This window comes from Acinetobacter sp. TUM15064 (assembly GCF_008980265.1).
Lineage (GTDB): Bacteria > Pseudomonadota > Gammaproteobacteria > Pseudomonadales > Moraxellaceae > Acinetobacter.
Genome location: NZ_BKFU01000069.1, coordinates 1 through 17138, shown reverse-complemented (window position 1 = coordinate 17138; position 17138 = coordinate 1). Strand labels below are relative to the sequence as shown.

The window sequence follows — 17138 nt, the reverse complement described above, 5'->3', positions numbered from 1 at the left end:
TTAAAATAAATAAGTATAATATTTTCAAATATTTACAATTAAATCATATTTTCATAAACGCACCAGTAAGATGCGTGAACACCATCATGGTGCATATTAATGCTTTATATCGGGTCTTATTATTTTTAAGCAAAACTTAATCAATATTTCCTTTTTGCTTAGCTCTTCACGAAATGACAAGCATCAGTATACTGAGCTTCTTTTTGCAAAATTTTGCACTCAAATGGAACCTAAACATGCAAAATATTGACTTACTTTTTCTTCTTCTTGGTGCAGTTTTAGTCCTCGCCATGCATGCAGGTTTTGCTTTTTTAGAACTAGGGACAGTTCGACATAAAAACCAAGTGAATGCCTTAAGTAAAATTTTAACGGACTTTTCACTCTCTGCAATTGCCTACTTTTTTGTAGGTTATTACATTTCTTATGGACATCACTTTTTCCATATCGGGGATACTTTAGCAGCGGATCATGGCTATAACCTAATGCGCTGCTTCTTCCTGCTCACTTTTGCAGCCGCAATTCCAGCAATTATCTCAGGTGGCATTGCTGAACGTGCCAAGATGCGTTCTCAAGCTATTGCAACCGTTTTGCTAGTAGCTTTGGTTTATCCTTTTTTTGAAGGTATCGCTTGGAATGGCAACTTTGGCTTACAACAATGGTTGCAAAGCACTTTCGGTGCAAGTTTCCATGATTTCGCAGGTTCTGTGGTTGTGCATGCTATGGGAGGGTGGATTGCCCTTGCTGCAGTTATTTTACTTGGAGCACGTCACGGACGTTATAAAAAGGATGGTCGGGTCAGTGCTCATCCACCCTCATCTATTCCTTTCCTAGCCTTAGGTTCTTGGATATTAATTGTAGGTTGGTTCGGCTTTAACGTTATGAGTGCACAACGTTTAGATGCAATTTCAGGACTCGTAGCAATTAACTCCCTCATGGCCATGGTCGGTGGAACATTAGCAGCTAACTTTGCTGGAAAAGATGACCCAGGTTTCTTACATAATGGTCCTTTGGCGGGTCTTGTTGCAATTTGTGCAGGTTCTGATGTTGTACACCCTATAGGCGCTTTAATCATTGGTGCTATTGCAGGACTTATGTTTGTTAAACTCTTCACCTATACGCAAAACAAGCTCAAAGTGGATGATGTACTTGGCGTATGGCCTTTGCACGGTGTATGTGGTGCATTCGGTGGGCTTGCAGTTGGTGTATTTGGTCAAAAATGGCTTGGTGGCTTAGGTGGGGTAGCTATGATGTCGCAGTTAATTGGTACATTGTTGGCAATTGGCATAGCCATGCTTGGTGGACTTGTTGTTTATGGCACTTTAAAAGCCACGATGGGGATTCGTTTAAGTCAAGAAGATGAATTCCGAGGAGCAGACTTGTCTATTCATAAAATTTCTGCCAACTCTGATGACAGCATGTTCTAAAATCATGTTCAATTTCAACGCGACCCTTATGGGTCGCTTTTTTATTCTCTGATTTAAACGTCAGTCATTGCTGTTAAATACTTAAAAATCTCAGACAATGCCGTAATCTGTGGGGCATTTATTGTTACCAATGGTTGATGAAAGCCTGATAACCACAGGGCTTGCATTCCTGCCTGCTGTGCACCGTGTACATCATTAATCGGATGATCCCCAACAAATAAGCACTGCTCAACTTCAACATGTAATTGTTGTGCCGTATCAATAAAAATATCTGGCTTTGGTTTAGCTTGTCCAAATAGCCCAGAAGTATTGATCACATCAAAATAATGCGCAAAGCCCAAGCCATTTAATATAGACAAGCGTGTTGCATGACCACCATTTGAAATAATCGCAAGTTTATATCCCGCTTGCTTTAAATGGGTCAACGTTTGTTCAGCATCGGGCATTGCCACAGCACAGCGACCAAATTGTTCAAACCAAAAATTACTTAAGTCATTCAAATCAGGAGCTAAATTCCAACTAAGCTCCTGTAGCAAAGCATAAGCCACTGAAGCACCAATACTTGTGTGGGTTAAATGTTCTTTTAAGGGATAGCCCCCATTGTCTATACGATTGACGATAGTCTCTATCTGTACAACATTTACACTTTGTAATTGTACGTGATAATAATCCGCAAGCTGTTGGCTAAATGCAGCAACACTGCGTCCACGGTGGGTTAAGGTATTATCTATATCAAATAAAACTGCACGTATCACGCTGTCTTTTCCCAATATTGTTTAGACTCAACCTAACATCGAATTGCTGCACCACTTTAGCCTTAAATGAATAAGTAAATCACTGATTTTGCTAAAAGCGATGAAAGACCAAAACCGTTAAGCCTGCTTTAAGCTAACACTGTTGGAATAGCAGCTTATTTTTATTTTACGGCGTATCTTGTGTCAGATCAGCAACGTTTTTTTCTACTTCAGTTTTTTATTTTGACACTTGGTTTTTCCATTTTATGGCTCCTCTTTCCAGTGGCAGGAACATTGGATTTACACCTGATTCAACCCTATATGGATCGGACAGGCCATTTCCCATTAAAACGAGATTGGGCCTTAGCCGAGCTCAATCATCGCTATGTCAAAGACATACTCATTGCAGTTTACTTAATTTACTTACTGAAATGGATTGCATCGTATAAGTGGACTACCCTAAAACCACAGCGCTGGCAAAGTGGTTATTTCATTGGCTTAGTCCTTATCAGCACCAGTTGCATTGGCATATTAAAATCACAATCTGGTCATGCATGCCCATGGGATATGACACTCGCTACCGCACATGATTTCTTTTGGGACTTTTCAGCAACAGCAGGTCATTGTTTTCCTGGTGGACATGCTGCCACAGGATTTGCTCTATTTGTGGGATATTTTGTCTATCGACTCACTGAGCCAAAACGTGCATGGTTTTATTTGTTTGCTGCCTTGATTTTAGGTTTTGTAATGGGCTGGGCACAAATGATGCGTGGCGCACATTTCCTCAGTCATAATCTTTGGACAGCATGGGTTATCTGGTTAATTAACGTATTGGCTTATGCATTGTTTTATAAAAGTTTTCTTGGGACTCAAATAAGCCCTAAACTATAAATTAAACATCACCTGAACTTGTAAACCACCCAGAGCTTCACTTTGCCCAAAATTCAATTTTGCCCCGACTTTCTCTGCGGCTTTATCGACAATGGACAACCCTAATCCACTGCCGACCTCTAAATGATGATGAACGCGATAGAACCGTTTTAAAATCTGATCATAAAGCTCGGGGGCAATTCCTGGTCCACTGTCTTCAATTTGGAGAATTGCTCGCTGATCTTGCTTATAAATGGAAACATTAATGACTCCCTGCTCTGGGGTATATTTAATGGCATTATCAAGCAAATTATAAACAATCGAATGCACAGCTGAACTTTGACTCTTAAGCCAAATTTGTTCTTGTTGCTCTAAACCTAAATCAATATTCTTGGCAAGTGCCAACTCCATCAATTGCTCCATACAATCTCCAACCAAATCACTTAAGCACACCTGCTGTACTGACTCTAAAGTAGGGACAGATGCATCCTGTTTGGCCAAATTAAGTAATTGAGAAACCAAATGCTGAATCCGAATTAAGCCTAAACTCAGATTTTTTAAAGCCTGATGTTCTGGAAATTCATGCAATAAAATTTTCATTTGCAAATTGAGCGCTGTAATCGGTGTTCTCAATTCATGTGCAGCATCGGCAATAAACTGTTTCTGTTCTTGCTGGAACAATGAAATCCGTTCAAACAAACGGTTCATTTCGTTGATAGTCGGTAAAATTTCAACAGGATAACCAGCTGGACGAATTGCCGTAAGCTCATGTGGTTCACGCTGTGCGAGTTCAGCTTTAAACTCATCTAAAGGCTTTAAACTACGTCCAATAATCCAATTTAACCCCCATAGCGCCAAAGGCATAAACAATAAATAGGGAATCAACATATTCGCTGCAAGTTCTAAAGCCAGTTTTTGCCGCACACTCCGTTGTTGACTGACCTGAATCTGATATTTTTCTGTAGGTAGAACATAGGTGTTCCACAAACCTTGTGCGGTATGGTGAGTATAAAAACCTGCTTTTTTTACAGGTTGTATTAGGAGGTCAAACTTATGTTCACGCTGTTCTGGAAACTCATACGACCAGACATCTACAAATAAATCCTCTTCATGATAGTGTCGACTTACTTCAAATTCACTTTTGATCGGAGCGGGGTCATGTTCTGCCACACGTTCAGCCAAATTTCGCATTTGTGCATCAAGTATTTCATTGGTCTCTTCAAGGGCAATCCGATAAGCTGCAATCACCAATAAGCAACCCATTACAATACTGAATAAAGAGGTGTAAGTGACCAGTTGTCGCTTTAAGGAAATTGAGGTTGCTTTTGCCACTTATGATTCAACCTGCCCCAAACGATAGCCCAAACCACGAATCGTTCGAATAAAATCTTTGCCCAATTTAGCGCGTAAATGGTGAATATAAACTTCAATGGTATTGCTGTTAATTTCCGAGTCCAAATCGTATAATTTTTCTTCCAAATTTGCTTTGGAAAAAATTTTATTGGGATGGCTAACCAAAGGAATAAGTATCGCCCATTCACGATTCGATAAATCAATCGTTTGCCCTTTGTATTTAGCTAAGTGTAAATCCTCATCAAGCTCTAGCCCTGAAAAACTCAGCGTTTGTCGCTGATTTTGCTGTTTCAAAGCCCCGCTACGACGTAACAGAGCTTGTATACGGGCAAGTAACTCATCAAATTCATAAGGTTTAATTAAATAATCATCAGCACCTTGGTTTAAACCATCAACACGGTTTTGTAACTGATCTCGTGCAGAAATAATCAATACGGGTAAAGTCGGATACAGTAGTCGAATATTTTTTAAGACTTGCATACCATCCATCATCGGGAGACCCAAATCGAGTAATACCACATCAAATGTATGTTGTTGTAACTGTTTTAAACCATCAAAACCATTATTTACCCACACCACATCAAACTGCTGATAGCGCAAAAGGGTTTGCGTGGACTCAGCAATCATAAAATCATCTTCAATAATCAATATTTTTGACATGAATTAAGCTCTCGCCTTGGTCGAGGTACACTGTTCTAGCATATTATTTTTCGAATCAATCACTTCACTTTTCACCTCAAGTAAACTGAGTAAACTTGGGAATAAATGATCTTGACTCAATTCTTGGCTTTTTTGCTGAGCTAAGCAAGTCATTTGTTGTGGATTTTGCTTTTTCCATGTTTCAGAAAACCACATCAGCATCGGCACATGAGTCTGTTGGCTCGGTGCGATAGCATAAGGTGAACCATGTAAATACAGGCCGTGCTCACCAGTCGACTCACCATGATCGGATAAATACCAAAAACCCGTCTCAAAGTTTTGATTTTGCTTTAATACGCCAATCAGCTGGCTTAATATATGATCTGTATAAACAATTGAATTATCATAACTATTTTTTAGTTGTTCCGAGCTACAGCCTTGAATAGCATTGGTCTCACACATTGGTTTAAATGGTTGAAAACCCACTTGTGAACGTTTGTAATAAGCAGGCCCATGGCTACCCATTTGATGCAATACAATTAAACGTGGGGTTTTATCATCACTCGCGATACTGGCAATATAAGCTTTGAAGCTATCCACCAAAATTCCATCCGCACACTCACCATCTGCCGAACACCACTTTTTCTGTATAGGCTCAGGAATCTTAAACTGCTCCACGCGATCACACACGCCTTTGCAACCTGAATTATTATCAATCCACGTCACTTTATAGCCTGCACGTTGTGCTAAATCTAATAAGCCTTCACGATGTTTAGCCAGTTGTGCATCATAATTTTCACGTGTCATCCCAGAAAACATACAAGGTACTGACACAGCCGTTGCTGTACCACATGAACTTACTTGGCTAAAGTTAATAACGTTGAGTTTTTCAAGTTCAGGATTGGTTTTTTTTGCATACCCATTTAAAGAAAAGCTTTCTGCACGCGCAGTTTCACCGACAACCAAAACCATGAGCTTCGGCAATTTTTTCTGTCCAACTTGTTCCACTAAATGCGCATCTTCACCATACTTCACGAGTGGTAAATGCTGCTGCGGTCTATTCTTTTTATAATACGACAGTGTTGAGCTAATCGCATTTTGCGGTGAAATCATCCCTTTAAGATCGCGATGCTCACGGAAAATAGAAGCATAATCCACAAAGAAAACAAACAGCAGGCTGGCAATCACTGCCACGGAAATGGCACTACCCAATAGCTTATGTAACAAAACGGCCTTAAGCGGATCACGACGAATCTTTACCTTAAAGAGAACGACCAATGGCAAGATCACCATCGTCCCAATCCAGAATAAAAGATGCCAAGACAATAAATCACGTACTTCATTACCATCGGTTTGCATCATGTTTTGAATTTGATCAGGCGTGATTGCAACTCCTAAACTATTGACAAAATAGGCACTCATGCCACCAATCAAGATTAAAATAGCGGCAACAGATTTAGCGATTGGGCGCCACTGTATAATTTGAAACACCAGATTATATAATGCCAATATCACCAATACGGTCGCAGCAATGAATGCATAAGCTTTCAAGCCTTGGTATGGTGTGAGTAACTGAATTTGCTTATAAAACATAAAGTTTAATGCCACAGCTAACCACACAGCCAAATACGCATTAAAGCGTAAAAGTGATATTTCTTTGAAGACAGACTGCAAATTGAACATCTTAAATTATGTCTTTGTGATCGGATGTCCCAATGTAGTTTTCTAAACTTAAAACTCGCTTAAATAGAAAAGAGCGCTGTCGCTTTGTGTCAATTCATAACAGTAAACTAAACTATCGGATGAGATTTTTAAGACCCAACGTATGATTTGATATGTGGAATACCCTTGCACAACCAGAACATGAATAGAAGTATGGCTTTTATGTGCAGAGCAAGTCGAAGGATTTTATGGTGGTGTATATTGAGCCACTAGATGTTTTTGTTTTCGGCTAAACGAGAGAATAAACAAGCTCTGTGCTGAATGTCAGATATTAAGATTTCATCTTTTTGGGCAAAAATTAAGGCGTTTCATAAAACGCCTTAATTAGATCGGCTTTAGTCTGTGTATGCCTGAGCCTGTTCTACAGCTTAAAATTTGTATTCGATCCCAGTGCCGACTACAGGTTGCTTGGTTTCAAAAGATGCTTGTTCAAGTGTCAAAATTCCTGCATAACCATAAGCTTTGACTTGCTTGGTAAAGGCATAATCAGCACCTGCAATAAACTGCTGCGCATCAAAGTCGTCTTTAGCCGTTTTGAAGCTGGTTGAGTTTTGACTGTATTGTGCTTTCACTGTCCAAGCTTTGGCATTCGGCAAGTTATATTCAGCACCAATTAGCCAACCTTGTGCGTCGTCTATCGTAGCTGCGGCAGCATCATTGCCTTGTACATCCGCCACTTCAGAAGTTTGATATAAAGCTTTCAACGCCAAACCATTATTGAGATTGACTCGACCAATGGCACGTAAGGTATCTGCTGCTGCAAAAGCACTGCCTGCCACCCCGCCTGTCACCTCAGGCGCTGATGCATTCAAAATACCACGTCCTGCAAAGGTTGATGGAATGGCCTTATCATAACCAATCCCGGCAACAAACTTTTTACTGTCATAAACCACTGACGCTGACCATGCATCGCCCAGACCACGTCCTGCAACTTTTGCTCCGCCTTTGGATTTTTCAATACCCCCTGCTTCACCAGTGGCTAACAGTGCAGTAGCTTTCAGTTTTCCTGTGCCAAGACCCCAAGCTGGCGTTTCATAGACCACAACATTATCTATACGGTTTTCACCAGTGAAAATCCCTGCCACATCAGCTTTGTTGGCCACATAGTTATTAAAGGTATCTACCACTGAAGACAGTTGTTTAACGGGAGTATCAATTTTGCCGACTTTCAATGTCCCTAATTTTTGGTCTTGTAAGCCAACAAGTAAATTACGTGGAACAAAAGTATCTGTGCTCCCCCCATTGTCCACATAGAAGGTAAATTCTGCTTGATATAGTGCATTTAAACGATCTGTGAGTTTTTCTTCGCCTTTTAAGCCTAAAAAGGAGTTATTAGAGTTCAATTCAACGACATCACGGTCTTTATTTGGAGAGGCATTATCTTCAGGTAAATAATCGGCCGTGACATCAATTTCACCATAAAAAGTAGGTGCTGCGAATGTTACCCCTGCCACTAGGCTTAAAGCGATTGCGACTGCAATTTGTGTTTTCATTATCAAAATATCCTACGGTAAATTTGTTACAAATATTACCGTTCAGACATATATGACAGAACAATTAAAAAAATATTTAGTTATATTTTTTAATAATTTACATCACTATTTAGCATTTTTTGTGATTTATTTATGAAAACATTATGAAAAATCTGAATGCGTTGCAATGGCACGCCATTTAAAAATAAACCACAAACTCAACATCGCAATGACCACAATAATACATAGATAATGGAAATAGCCGAGCCAGTCGCCCAATATCCCGCTGACACTATATAATCCACCACTGACGGTGGCCATCAATGCCACTTGAAAGGTAAAATCGGTGCCTGCCATCTGTTTACGACTATATTGCATCACTAGGGTGAGCATGACCACCAACAACATAGATGAAGTCATATCTTCAAAAGCATTAATCAGATAAATTAACCACGGCTGAATGCCATACTTAATTTCATACTGAAAAGCCAACCATGCATAAGCTACCAAACTGAAGATTTTAAGCAGCGAGTACGCTACTAAAGCAGTGGAACGCCGAATAAATTTCAAACTATAGCCCGCAAGTCCAGCACCCATTAAAGCGGTACAGGCCCCCAGCATGGTCACATATAGACCAATCTGGGAAAAACTTAAGCCTAAATCAACCATTAAAGGCTTCAATAGTGGCCCTGCTAAACCATCCGCTATTTTAAAGCTCAAAAGCACTGCTAACCATGCTGCGAGTACAGGACTCTGGATAAAATAAGCTAAATAGTTTTTGATCTGTTGAAAATTAAAAGATACGGTTTGCGTTTCTGAAACCTTTCTATGCTGTGGCTCTGAGTAAACTAAAATCGGCACTGTATTTATAAAAACAATTGCCGCCAAAATCAAAAAAGTAGATTGCCAACTCAGCCAATCCAGTGCCCACAAGATTGCCCCGCCACCGACAATAAAACCAAGACGCGATCCAATCACCTGAAAGGTATTACCCCAGTGCTGTTGCTCCCCTTTTAAAATATTGACCGCCAACCCATCAGTTGCAATATCTTGCGTTGCCCCGAGCAAATTCATACTGAGTAGGCCCACAAAAAAAGCCCATAAATAAATAGGTTGATTTAATCCATCAATCGGGAGAAAAGACAGCCCAATCAACACCAGTACAGTCAAGAGTTGTAATGGAATAATCCAACTACGATAGTGACCAAAATGGGTGATCCCAAAACGATCTAACAAAGGCGCCCAAAACACTTTAATCGACCACGGTAACATCAGCAGTCCAAAACCTCCAATCTGTGCCAGTGAAACCCCCTGTGCTCTCAAAATCACGGGCAAAGCATGGGTCATAAACCCCACAGGTAAACCTTGTGCCCAATACAGAGAAAATAGCAAAATATATACATTTCGGGTCTGTAACATGGTCGTCCTAAATTCATCAATTGGGCAAAGTGTTCATTTTGGTTCGGTAGGCATTCACTATTTTGCCAATGAATTCAAACCGATCAATGCCTATTATTGAAATCATATTCATCTTGATCGTTTGAGTAAAATAATAATGAGTCCATCTTTTCCAGAACTACCAGATCAAGTGCCTCATCGTAATTCGTCTGCATTCACTCGCACTATGTTTAAGCAGATTTTTTTAGTGCAAGGTTGGCGCTTCATCGGTGAGTTTCCAAATCTCCCCAAAGCCGTCGCGATTATTTCACCACACACCTCCAATATCGACGCATGGCACGGTTTCACCGCCTTGCTAGGTTTAGGCATTCAAATTACCATTTTTGGTAAGAATAGTTTGTTTCATACCCCGTTGAAACCATTGCTTAAATGGATTGGGGTGATTCCTGTGAATCGCTCCCATGCCCAAGGCTTAACCCAAGACATTATCGCGATTATCAACAGCAAAGAAAAAATTTGGGTCGGTATGGCGCCTGAAGGCACCCGTAAACACGCCGAATCTATTCGTAGCGGTTTTTATCGTATTGCTCACGGTGCACAAGTTCCGATTGTGATGTTCTCTTTTGACTATACACAAAAGACCATTCACTGCTTGGGCGTGTTTCATCCTACTGGGCATTTTGAGCAAGACCTTGAGAAAATTTTAGATTTTTATGTTGGTAAATTTTCAGCCAAGAACCCAAAATGGTTAGCTAAGCCTTTACAAAAACGCTTAAAAAATAGCTAGTAAATCAAGGTCGAATCTGCTGAGATGTGCAGCATTATTTGTTTTGCGTTTTAGTACTTTTGACCATGAATTTTGCTCGTTTATCTCTGATTGGTGCACTCACACTGACTATGGCAGGATGTGATCTTGCATCAAAGAAAACACCAACAACTACTCCCGTTCAAGCCCGTGAACCTGTGATTGCCATTGCCCTCGGCGGTGGCGGCGCCAAAGGCTTTGCACATATTGGTGTACTGAAAGTTTTGGAGTCACATGGCATCAAACCCAAAATTGTCACGGGAACCAGTGCTGGCAGTTTTGTGGGTAGTATCTATGCCAGTGGTAAAACACCTTATCAACTTCAACAAATTGCGCTGACTTTAAAAGAATCGGACATTCGAGACTTAACCCTCAATTCACAAGGTTTTGTGCAAGGACAAAAACTGCAAGACTATGTCAACAAACATGTCGGAAATAAACCGATTCAACAGTTCCCCATCCGCTTCGCTGCAGTCGCTACCCGTCTGGATACAGGACGAAAAGCCGACTTTATTAAAGGCAATGCGGGTCAAGCTGTTCGAGCATCCTGTAGTATTCCGAACGTTTTTGTCCCTGCGGTGATTGGTGGAACCAAATATGTCGATGGTGGCCTTGTTAGCCCAATTCCAGTGAAAACTGCCAAAGATATGGGCGCGGATATTGTAATTGCGGTTGATATTTCAGCCCGTCCCGTTGGAAACAAGCCACTGAATATGTGGGGTTTGCTCGATCAAACCATTAACATCATGGGGCAGCAAAGCATCAATGAAGAGCTAAGCCAAGCAACTGTAGTGATTCAACCCAAAGTTGGCCACCTAGGTACTTTAGACTTAACAGCGAGCAATCAATCTATTTTACAAGGTGAAAAGGCAGCACAACTCAAAATTAAGTCAATTGAAAAAGCCATAGGCGACTTTAAAAAGTCACCAGCAGCCTTTAAACCAGCACCTAAAGCCAAATTCTAAAAAGTTTGATTTTTAATATTCAAAGACTTATTCATCTGCTAAATTGATATAGATGCTGCTGCATCTATATCCCTATAACGAATATACGAGTAGATGTATGGAATTTGCTTTTGAACCTTGGCACTGGTTTGTATTGGGCGTTCTGTTAATGTTATCAGAGCTGATTCTGCCTGCTTTTGCCGCATTGTGGTTCGGTATTGCGGCCATTATGGTCGGTATTCTGTACTGGATGTTCCCAATGATGGGCGTTACCACGCAATTTGTAACGTGGATTATTTTGTCGATTTTATGCACTTTACTTTGGTTTAAGTTTATTAAACCACTTTCGACTGACAAAACCAAAGCAGGACTGTCTCGCGAAGCAACCATCGGTCAAATTGGCATGGTCATTCAAGCGAGTCCTGAAAATGAACACATACGCGTTCGCTTTCCCATTCCAGTTCTCGGTTCAGATGAATGGAACTGTCGCACTTTAGATAAAGTCCAAGTCGGTGACCGAGTGCGTGTCGTTGAAATACTGGGCAATGATTTAATGGTCAAAGCACATCTCTCAAGCAACGAAAATACTTAAAAGTGAGTTAAGACTATGTCTGGTGGATTTATTATTGTTTTAGCAATTTTGGCTTTTGCCGCTGTCACCATTTTTAAAGGTGTCCGCATTGTACCGCAAGGTTATAAATGGATTGTGCAACGTCTGGGTAAATACCATACTACATTGAGCCCAGGTCTCAACTTTGTGATTCCTTATGTCGATGAGGTGGCTTATAAAGTCACGACCAAAGACATTGTATTAGACATTCCCTCTCAAGAAGTGATTACCCGAGATAATGCGGTTTTGCTCATGAATGCCGTGGCGTATATCAACATCACCACGCCTGTAAATGCAGTCTACGGCATTGAAAACTATACATGGGCCATTCAAAACTTAGTACAAACATCACTACGTTCTATCGTGGGTGAAATGGATCTCGATGATGCACTCTCATCTCGTGACCATATTAAAGCCAAATTGAAAGCGGCTATTTCGGATGATATCTCAGACTGGGGCATTACCCTAAAAACCGTTGAAATCCAAGATATTCAACCTTCTTCAACCATGCAAGCTGCAATGGAAGCACAAGCTGCCGCAGAGCGTCAACGTCGTGCAACCGTGACCAAAGCAGACGGTGAAAAACAAGCCGCGATTTTAGAGGCAGACGGTCGTTTAGAAGCATCACGTCGTGACGCAGAAGCACAAGTCGTCTTAGCAGAGTCTTCTCAGCGTGCCATTGAAATGGTCACTTCGGCTGTGGGCGACAAGGAAATTCCTGTTGCTTACTTATTGGGTGAACAATATGTCAAAGCGATGCAAGACATGTCTAAATCAAACAATGCCAAAACAGTGGTTTTACCAGCCGATATTTTAAGTACCATCCGTGGTGTTATGGGACGTAAAGATATTTAACTGACTCCTGCGTTTAGCCAAAAAGGACAGCTTTCGAGCTGTCCTTTTTGTTCTACCTGCGAAAACAATAAAAGCCTGCTAAATTACGCATCATTTTTAATATTGTAAAATTCTTCCAGCTTTTTTGAGCATTTGAATTTTAATCTCTCTGCCATCTTAATATGGACATCGTATGAGCTCCCTCAATCCCACCCTCATTACTTTTCTTTTTTATATTGTCGCCATGGTCATTATTGGTCTGGTTGCCTACCGTGCGACCACCAATTTCTCTGACTATATTTTAGGCGGCCGTCGCTTAGGAAGCTTTGTCACCGCATTATCTGCGGGAGCATCCGACATGAGTGGTTGGTTACTCATGGGACTACCAGGCGCAATTTATCTCTCTGGTTTATCTGAAGTTTGGATTGCAATTGGCTTGATCATCGGAGCTTGGCTAAACTGGTTATTGGTCGCAGGACGCCTGCGTGTACATACCGAAGTGCAGTTCAATGCGCTCACCTTACCAGACTATTTTTCCAATCGCTTTGATGACCAAAAGAAAGTCTTGCGCATTGTCTCAGCCTTGGTCATTTTGATTTTCTTTGCAATTTACTGTGCCTCAGGCATGGTGGCAGGTGCACGCTTATTTGAAAGTATGTTTGCCATTCCCTACAGCACTGCACTTTGGATCAGTGCAATTGCAACTATTAGTTATGTCTTTATTGGTGGGTTCTTAGCAGTCAGCTGGACTGATACCATCCAAGCAGGTTTAATGATTTTTGCCCTATTGCTCACGCCTATTGTAGTTCTTCTGAGTTTCTCCGACTTAAACCATATGACTACAGTCCTTGAAGCAGCACGCCCACAAGCTTTTGATGTACTTGGTAATTTAAACCTTGTTGCCATCATTTCTCTATTGGCTTGGGGCTTAGGCTATTTTGGTCAACCTCATATTTTAGTGCGCTTCATGGCTGCCGATTCTGTTAAATCTATTCCCAATGCACGTCGTATCGGTATGACTTGGATGACACTCTGCTTAGGCGGTGCCGTAACAGCGGGCTTTTTTGGGATTGCCTATTTTGCAGAGCACCCTGAGCTAGCTGCTGTGGTTAATGCCAACCCTGAAACCGTGTTTATGGAGCTTACTAAAATTCTTTTCAATCCGTGGATTGCTGGAATTGTTTTAGCTGCAATTTTAGCGGCGGTTATGAGCACTTTAAGCTGCCAACTTTTAGTATGCTCAAGTACCTTGACCGAAGATTTTTATAAATCGTTCTTACGTAAAAATGCCTCACAAACCGAACTGGTTTGGATCGGTCGTTTAATGGTGCTACTGATCGCCCTGCTTGCAATTTGGATGGCAGGTAATCCTGAATCTAAAGTTTTAGGCCTGGTAGCTTATGCATGGGCAGGTTTTGGCGCTGCATTTGGTCCACTCATCATTCTGTCTTTGTTCTGGAAACGCATGACTTTAAACGGTGCACTCTCGGGTATGATTGTCGGTGCGGTTGTGGTCATTCTTTGGAAAAACCTTTTTGCAGCTACAGGCCTTTACGAGATTATTCCCGGCTTTATCTGTTCACTCATCACGATCGTTGTTATCAGTCTTTTGGGTAAAGCACCAACGCAAGACATTACAGATCGTTTTGAAGAAGCAGATCGTGTATATAAAGCATCTCAATAAACCGCTACACATAAAAAAGAGGACATCAGCTGTCCTCTTGTGGGTTTAAAAGTTTGAACTCAACTTTGACGCGCCAATAAAAATTGGGAAATTTGATTCAATTCGGAAGCCGCATCACTTGAGAAATAAGCTAACGCTGCAAAAGCTTGATCATGTAGCGTTTTCGCATAGTTCTGCGCAGCTTCAAGCCCCATCAAAGCTGGATAGGTCGACTTTTCAACTTGCTCATCTTTGCCCGCAGTTTTACCCAGTACATCTGTATTTGACGTAATATCTAAAATGTCATCTTGTACTTGAAAAGCGAGGCCTATCGCCTGTGCATATTCACGTAACTTTGGAATCGCTTGATCACCACCCTCAAAGACGGTGACCGCAGCCATCATCACTGCTGCTGAAATCAATGCACCCGTTTTATTACGGTGAATGGTTTCTAGTGCAGTTTGATCAACCCGCTTACCTTCTGCTTGTAAATCGAGGACTTGACCACACACCATTTTAGAACTGGCTGTTGCTAAAATTTGCATCTGCTTTAATACAATACCTTGATCCACCATAGGACCCGCATCAAATAGTCGGCTAGCTAGAATTTCAAAAGCCATAGACTGTAAAATGTCACCTGCCAGTAAAGCGGTATCCTCACCATAAGCCACATGACAAGTCGGCTGACCACGACGTAATAGGTCATTGTCCATACATGGCAAATCATCGTGTGCCAAGGAATAACAGTGAATCAACTCTACTGCCACAGCAGCACGGCGTACAGCAGCCCAATTGGAGTTTGGGTTCAAATGGGCCGTAGCATAGCACAGTGCGGGGCGCACACGCTTTCCGCCTAACATTACAGCATGATGCACGGCACTTTTTAACGGTTCAGGAATTGAAAAAGCATCCAGTGCAGTCAATAAATCATCGTGAATACGTTGTTGAGCCTGTTGGAGCGCATTTGCTGATACGTCGGTTAGTACTGACACATTCGCCTCGAATAACAATAGAATAAAATGATTTAAAGCTCAGTTTACACTGAGTTAAACATGAACATGATCTGTTGGCATCATACTGCTTTCTGCCCGCTTTCTCTACGCCGAAACCTCAAACAATATGCGCTAATCTATTAAATTTCGCATACTGATCAATATGAAGCCCTTTTTGGCTGTTTTAAACAGCGACTGCGCTAAAAAATGGCTCTGAGAAATTAGATCCAAAACTCCCCACCCCAATTCATTGTTTTAGCCTTTCGCACTTTAAAATTAGGAGAAATATAAAAAGCCTCTAAACATAGAGGCTTTTACATAGCTTACATAGGATTAATCTATGCTTTCAGCAGGAATTCTGACCCAACCTTCCATCAGCACACGGGCACTACGACTCATGACCGCTTTTTTCACGACCCATTGACCATTTTCTTGTATCGCTTGCGCCCCTACACGCAATGTCCCTGACGGATGCCCAAATCGTACTGCCTCGCGCTCACCGCCACCTGCAGCCAAATTAACCAAGGTTCCTGGTATCGCTGCTGCGGTGCCAATAGCAACAGCTGCTGTACCCATCATGGCATGATGGAGTTTACCCATAGACAGTGCACGAACCAATAAATCTGTGTCCTGTGCTGTGATGGTTTTACCACTTGAAGATACATATTGTTTTGGTTGAGAAACAAAGGCAATTTTAGGCGTGTGTTGACGGCTGGCAGCTTCAGAAATATCTTGAATCAGCCCCATCTGTTTTGCACCATAAGCTCGAATAGTTTCAAAGCGTGCTAAAGCTTTGGCATCGCCATTAATTGCGTCTTGTAATTCAGTACCTGTATAACCAATGTCTTCTGCATTTAAAAAAATCGTGGGAATACCCGCATTGATAAACGTGGCTTGGAAACGACCAATCTCAGGTACCTCTAAAGTATCGACCAAATTCCCTGTTGGGAACATTGCACCACCATCTTCACCATCATCGGCAGGATCTAAAAATTCAATTTGCACTTCCGCAGCAGGAAATGTCACACCATCAAGTTCAAAATCACCTGTTTCTTGAACTTGTCCATTTGTGACAGGTACATGGGCAATAATAGTTTTTTGAATATTGACCTGCCAAATGCGGACTGTGCAGATGCCATTTTCTGGAATACGCGCAGCATCGACCAAACCATTTGAGATTGCAAATGAGCCCACTGCTGCCGTTAAGTTGCCACAGTTTCCGCTCCAGTCGACAAAAGGCTGATCAATTGAAACCTGACCAAATAAATAGTCAACATCATGTTCTGCTTGCTGGCTTTTGGCTAGAATCACCGTTTTACTGGTGCTTGATGTTGCACCTCCCATGCCATCAATCTGCTTTGCATAAGGATCCGGACTACCAATCACACGAAGTAAAAGCTGATCTCGAACGCGACCTGCTTGTTGCGCAGCTTCAGGAAGATCATCAAGTTTAAAGAATACGCCCTTACTGGTTCCTCCACGCATATAGGTTGCTGGAATCTTGATTTGCGGTGCAAAACTCATTTTTATTGAATCCTTCATATTTATCATTGTGTTAAGTCAAACAACCTGATTTAACTCAGCTTCATCATACCTTTTTTCCATATCCATGCGTAAAATACAGGACTTAAGTCTAAACAAGTATAAAAAAACATCATTTGTGAACGGAGAGTTTCCT

At 41.4% G+C, this 17138-nt stretch carries 15 protein-coding genes; 7 read left to right on the top strand and 8 right to left on the bottom strand.

Features of this window, described 5'->3' with window-relative positions:
* Positions 1–236: 236 nt before the first annotated feature.
* Positions 237–1424: an ammonium transporter gene (locus GBI16_RS15550; protein ID WP_086208548.1), complete on the top strand. Its 1188-nt coding sequence runs from the start codon at positions 237–239 to the stop codon at positions 1422–1424.
* Between the two features lie 53 nt (positions 1425–1477).
* Here the strand turns inward: GBI16_RS15550 and GBI16_RS15545 are convergent, their stop codons facing one another.
* Entirely contained in the window at positions 1478–2179 is a 702-nt protein-coding gene (locus GBI16_RS15545; protein ID WP_151707409.1) for an HAD family hydrolase, read from the bottom strand.
* A gap of 180 nt (positions 2180–2359) precedes the next feature.
* Here GBI16_RS15545 and GBI16_RS15540 point away from each other — a divergent pair, with 180 nt between their 5' ends.
* Positions 2360–3049 carry a phosphatase PAP2 family protein gene (locus GBI16_RS15540; protein WP_151707408.1) on the top strand — a complete coding sequence of 230 codons (690 nt, stop codon included), beginning with the start codon at positions 2360–2362 and terminating at the stop codon, positions 3047–3049.
* Here GBI16_RS15540 and GBI16_RS15535 read toward each other — a convergent pair.
* The 5 genes from GBI16_RS15535 to GBI16_RS15515 all read right to left on the bottom strand — a co-directional run bounded on the left by GBI16_RS15535 (position 3044) and on the right by GBI16_RS15515 (position 9633).
* Positions 3044–4360, bottom strand: a complete 1317-nt coding sequence (locus GBI16_RS15535; protein ID WP_086208551.1) for an ATP-binding protein — start codon at positions 4358–4360, stop codon at positions 3044–3046. The genes GBI16_RS15540 and GBI16_RS15535 overlap by 6 nt on opposite strands.
* The gene (locus tag GBI16_RS15530; protein WP_151707407.1) at positions 4361–5041 is read right to left on the bottom strand and encodes a response regulator transcription factor; all 681 of its coding nucleotides are present in this window, start codon (positions 5039–5041) and stop codon (positions 4361–4363) included.
* Positions 5042–5044: 3 nt separating this feature from the next.
* Positions 5045–6703 carry a phosphoethanolamine transferase gene (locus tag GBI16_RS15525; RefSeq protein ID WP_086208553.1) on the bottom strand — a complete coding sequence of 553 codons (1659 nt, stop codon included), beginning with the start codon at positions 6701–6703 and terminating at the stop codon, positions 5045–5047.
* 407 nt (positions 6704–7110) lie between these two features.
* Positions 7111–8235, bottom strand: coding sequence for a porin (locus GBI16_RS15520; RefSeq protein ID WP_086208554.1), 1125 nt, complete (start codon positions 8233–8235; stop codon positions 7111–7113).
* 141 nt (positions 8236–8376) lie between these two features.
* The gene (locus tag GBI16_RS15515) at positions 8377–9633 is read right to left on the bottom strand and encodes an MFS transporter (protein ID WP_086208555.1); all 1257 of its coding nucleotides are present in this window, start codon (positions 9631–9633) and stop codon (positions 8377–8379) included.
* Between the two features lie 136 nt (positions 9634–9769).
* Here GBI16_RS15515 and GBI16_RS15510 point away from each other — a divergent pair, with 136 nt between their 5' ends.
* From GBI16_RS15510 to putP, 5 genes are all read left to right on the top strand, one after another.
* Positions 9770–10399, top strand: coding sequence for a 1-acyl-sn-glycerol-3-phosphate acyltransferase (locus GBI16_RS15510; protein ID WP_086208556.1), 630 nt, complete (start codon positions 9770–9772; stop codon positions 10397–10399).
* Positions 10400–10464: 65 nt separating this feature from the next.
* Positions 10465–11382, top strand: a complete 918-nt coding sequence (locus GBI16_RS15505) for a patatin-like phospholipase family protein (RefSeq protein WP_151707406.1) — start codon at positions 10465–10467, stop codon at positions 11380–11382.
* Between the two features lie 97 nt (positions 11383–11479).
* Complete coding sequence (locus GBI16_RS15500; RefSeq protein ID WP_086208558.1) at positions 11480–11953, top strand: NfeD family protein; 474 nt, start codon at positions 11480–11482, stop codon at positions 11951–11953.
* A 15-nt stretch (positions 11954–11968) separates the two neighbouring features.
* Complete coding sequence (locus GBI16_RS15495) at positions 11969–12826, top strand: SPFH domain-containing protein (RefSeq protein WP_086208559.1); 858 nt, start codon at positions 11969–11971, stop codon at positions 12824–12826.
* 172 nt (positions 12827–12998) lie between these two features.
* On the top strand, positions 12999–14489 hold the full coding sequence (gene putP, locus GBI16_RS15490) for a sodium/proline symporter PutP (protein WP_110974335.1): 1491 nt from the start codon (positions 12999–13001) through the stop codon (positions 14487–14489).
* Between the two features lie 59 nt (positions 14490–14548).
* Here the strand turns inward: putP and GBI16_RS15485 are convergent, their stop codons facing one another.
* The gene (locus tag GBI16_RS15485) at positions 14549–15460 is read right to left on the bottom strand and encodes a polyprenyl synthetase family protein (RefSeq protein WP_086208889.1); all 912 of its coding nucleotides are present in this window, start codon (positions 15458–15460) and stop codon (positions 14549–14551) included.
* A gap of 333 nt (positions 15461–15793) precedes the next feature.
* The gene (gene prpF / locus GBI16_RS15480) at positions 15794–16984 is read right to left on the bottom strand and encodes a 2-methylaconitate cis-trans isomerase PrpF (protein WP_086208561.1); all 1191 of its coding nucleotides are present in this window, start codon (positions 16982–16984) and stop codon (positions 15794–15796) included.
* Positions 16985–17138 lie beyond the last annotated feature (154 nt).

What these genes read in the sequence shown, in the direction of transcription:
- GBI16_RS15550 (WP_086208548.1), top strand. Translation starts at nt 237, where the DNA reads ATGCAAAATATTGACTTACTTTTTCTTCTTCTTGGTGCAGTTTTAGTC.
- GBI16_RS15530 (WP_151707407.1), bottom strand. Translation starts at nt 5,041, where the DNA reads ATGTCAAAAATATTGATTATTGAAGATGATTTTATGATTGCTGAGTCC.
- GBI16_RS15525 (WP_086208553.1), bottom strand. Translation starts at nt 6,703, where the DNA reads ATGTTCAATTTGCAGTCTGTCTTCAAAGAAATATCACTTTTACGCTTT.
- GBI16_RS15520 (WP_086208554.1), bottom strand. Translation starts at nt 8,235, where the DNA reads ATGAAAACACAAATTGCAGTCGCAATCGCTTTAAGCCTAGTGGCAGGG.
- GBI16_RS15515 (WP_086208555.1), bottom strand. Translation starts at nt 9,633, where the DNA reads ATGTTACAGACCCGAAATGTATATATTTTGCTATTTTCTCTGTATTGG.
- GBI16_RS15510 (WP_086208556.1), top strand. Translation starts at nt 9,770, where the DNA reads ATGAGTCCATCTTTTCCAGAACTACCAGATCAAGTGCCTCATCGTAAT.
- GBI16_RS15505 (WP_151707406.1), top strand. Translation starts at nt 10,465, where the DNA reads ATGAATTTTGCTCGTTTATCTCTGATTGGTGCACTCACACTGACTATG.
- GBI16_RS15500 (WP_086208558.1), top strand. Translation starts at nt 11,480, where the DNA reads ATGGAATTTGCTTTTGAACCTTGGCACTGGTTTGTATTGGGCGTTCTG.
- GBI16_RS15495 (WP_086208559.1), top strand. Translation starts at nt 11,969, where the DNA reads ATGTCTGGTGGATTTATTATTGTTTTAGCAATTTTGGCTTTTGCCGCT.
- putP (WP_110974335.1), top strand. Translation starts at nt 12,999, where the DNA reads ATGAGCTCCCTCAATCCCACCCTCATTACTTTTCTTTTTTATATTGTC.
- prpF (WP_086208561.1), bottom strand. Translation starts at nt 16,984, where the DNA reads ATGAGTTTTGCACCGCAAATCAAGATTCCAGCAACCTATATGCGTGGA.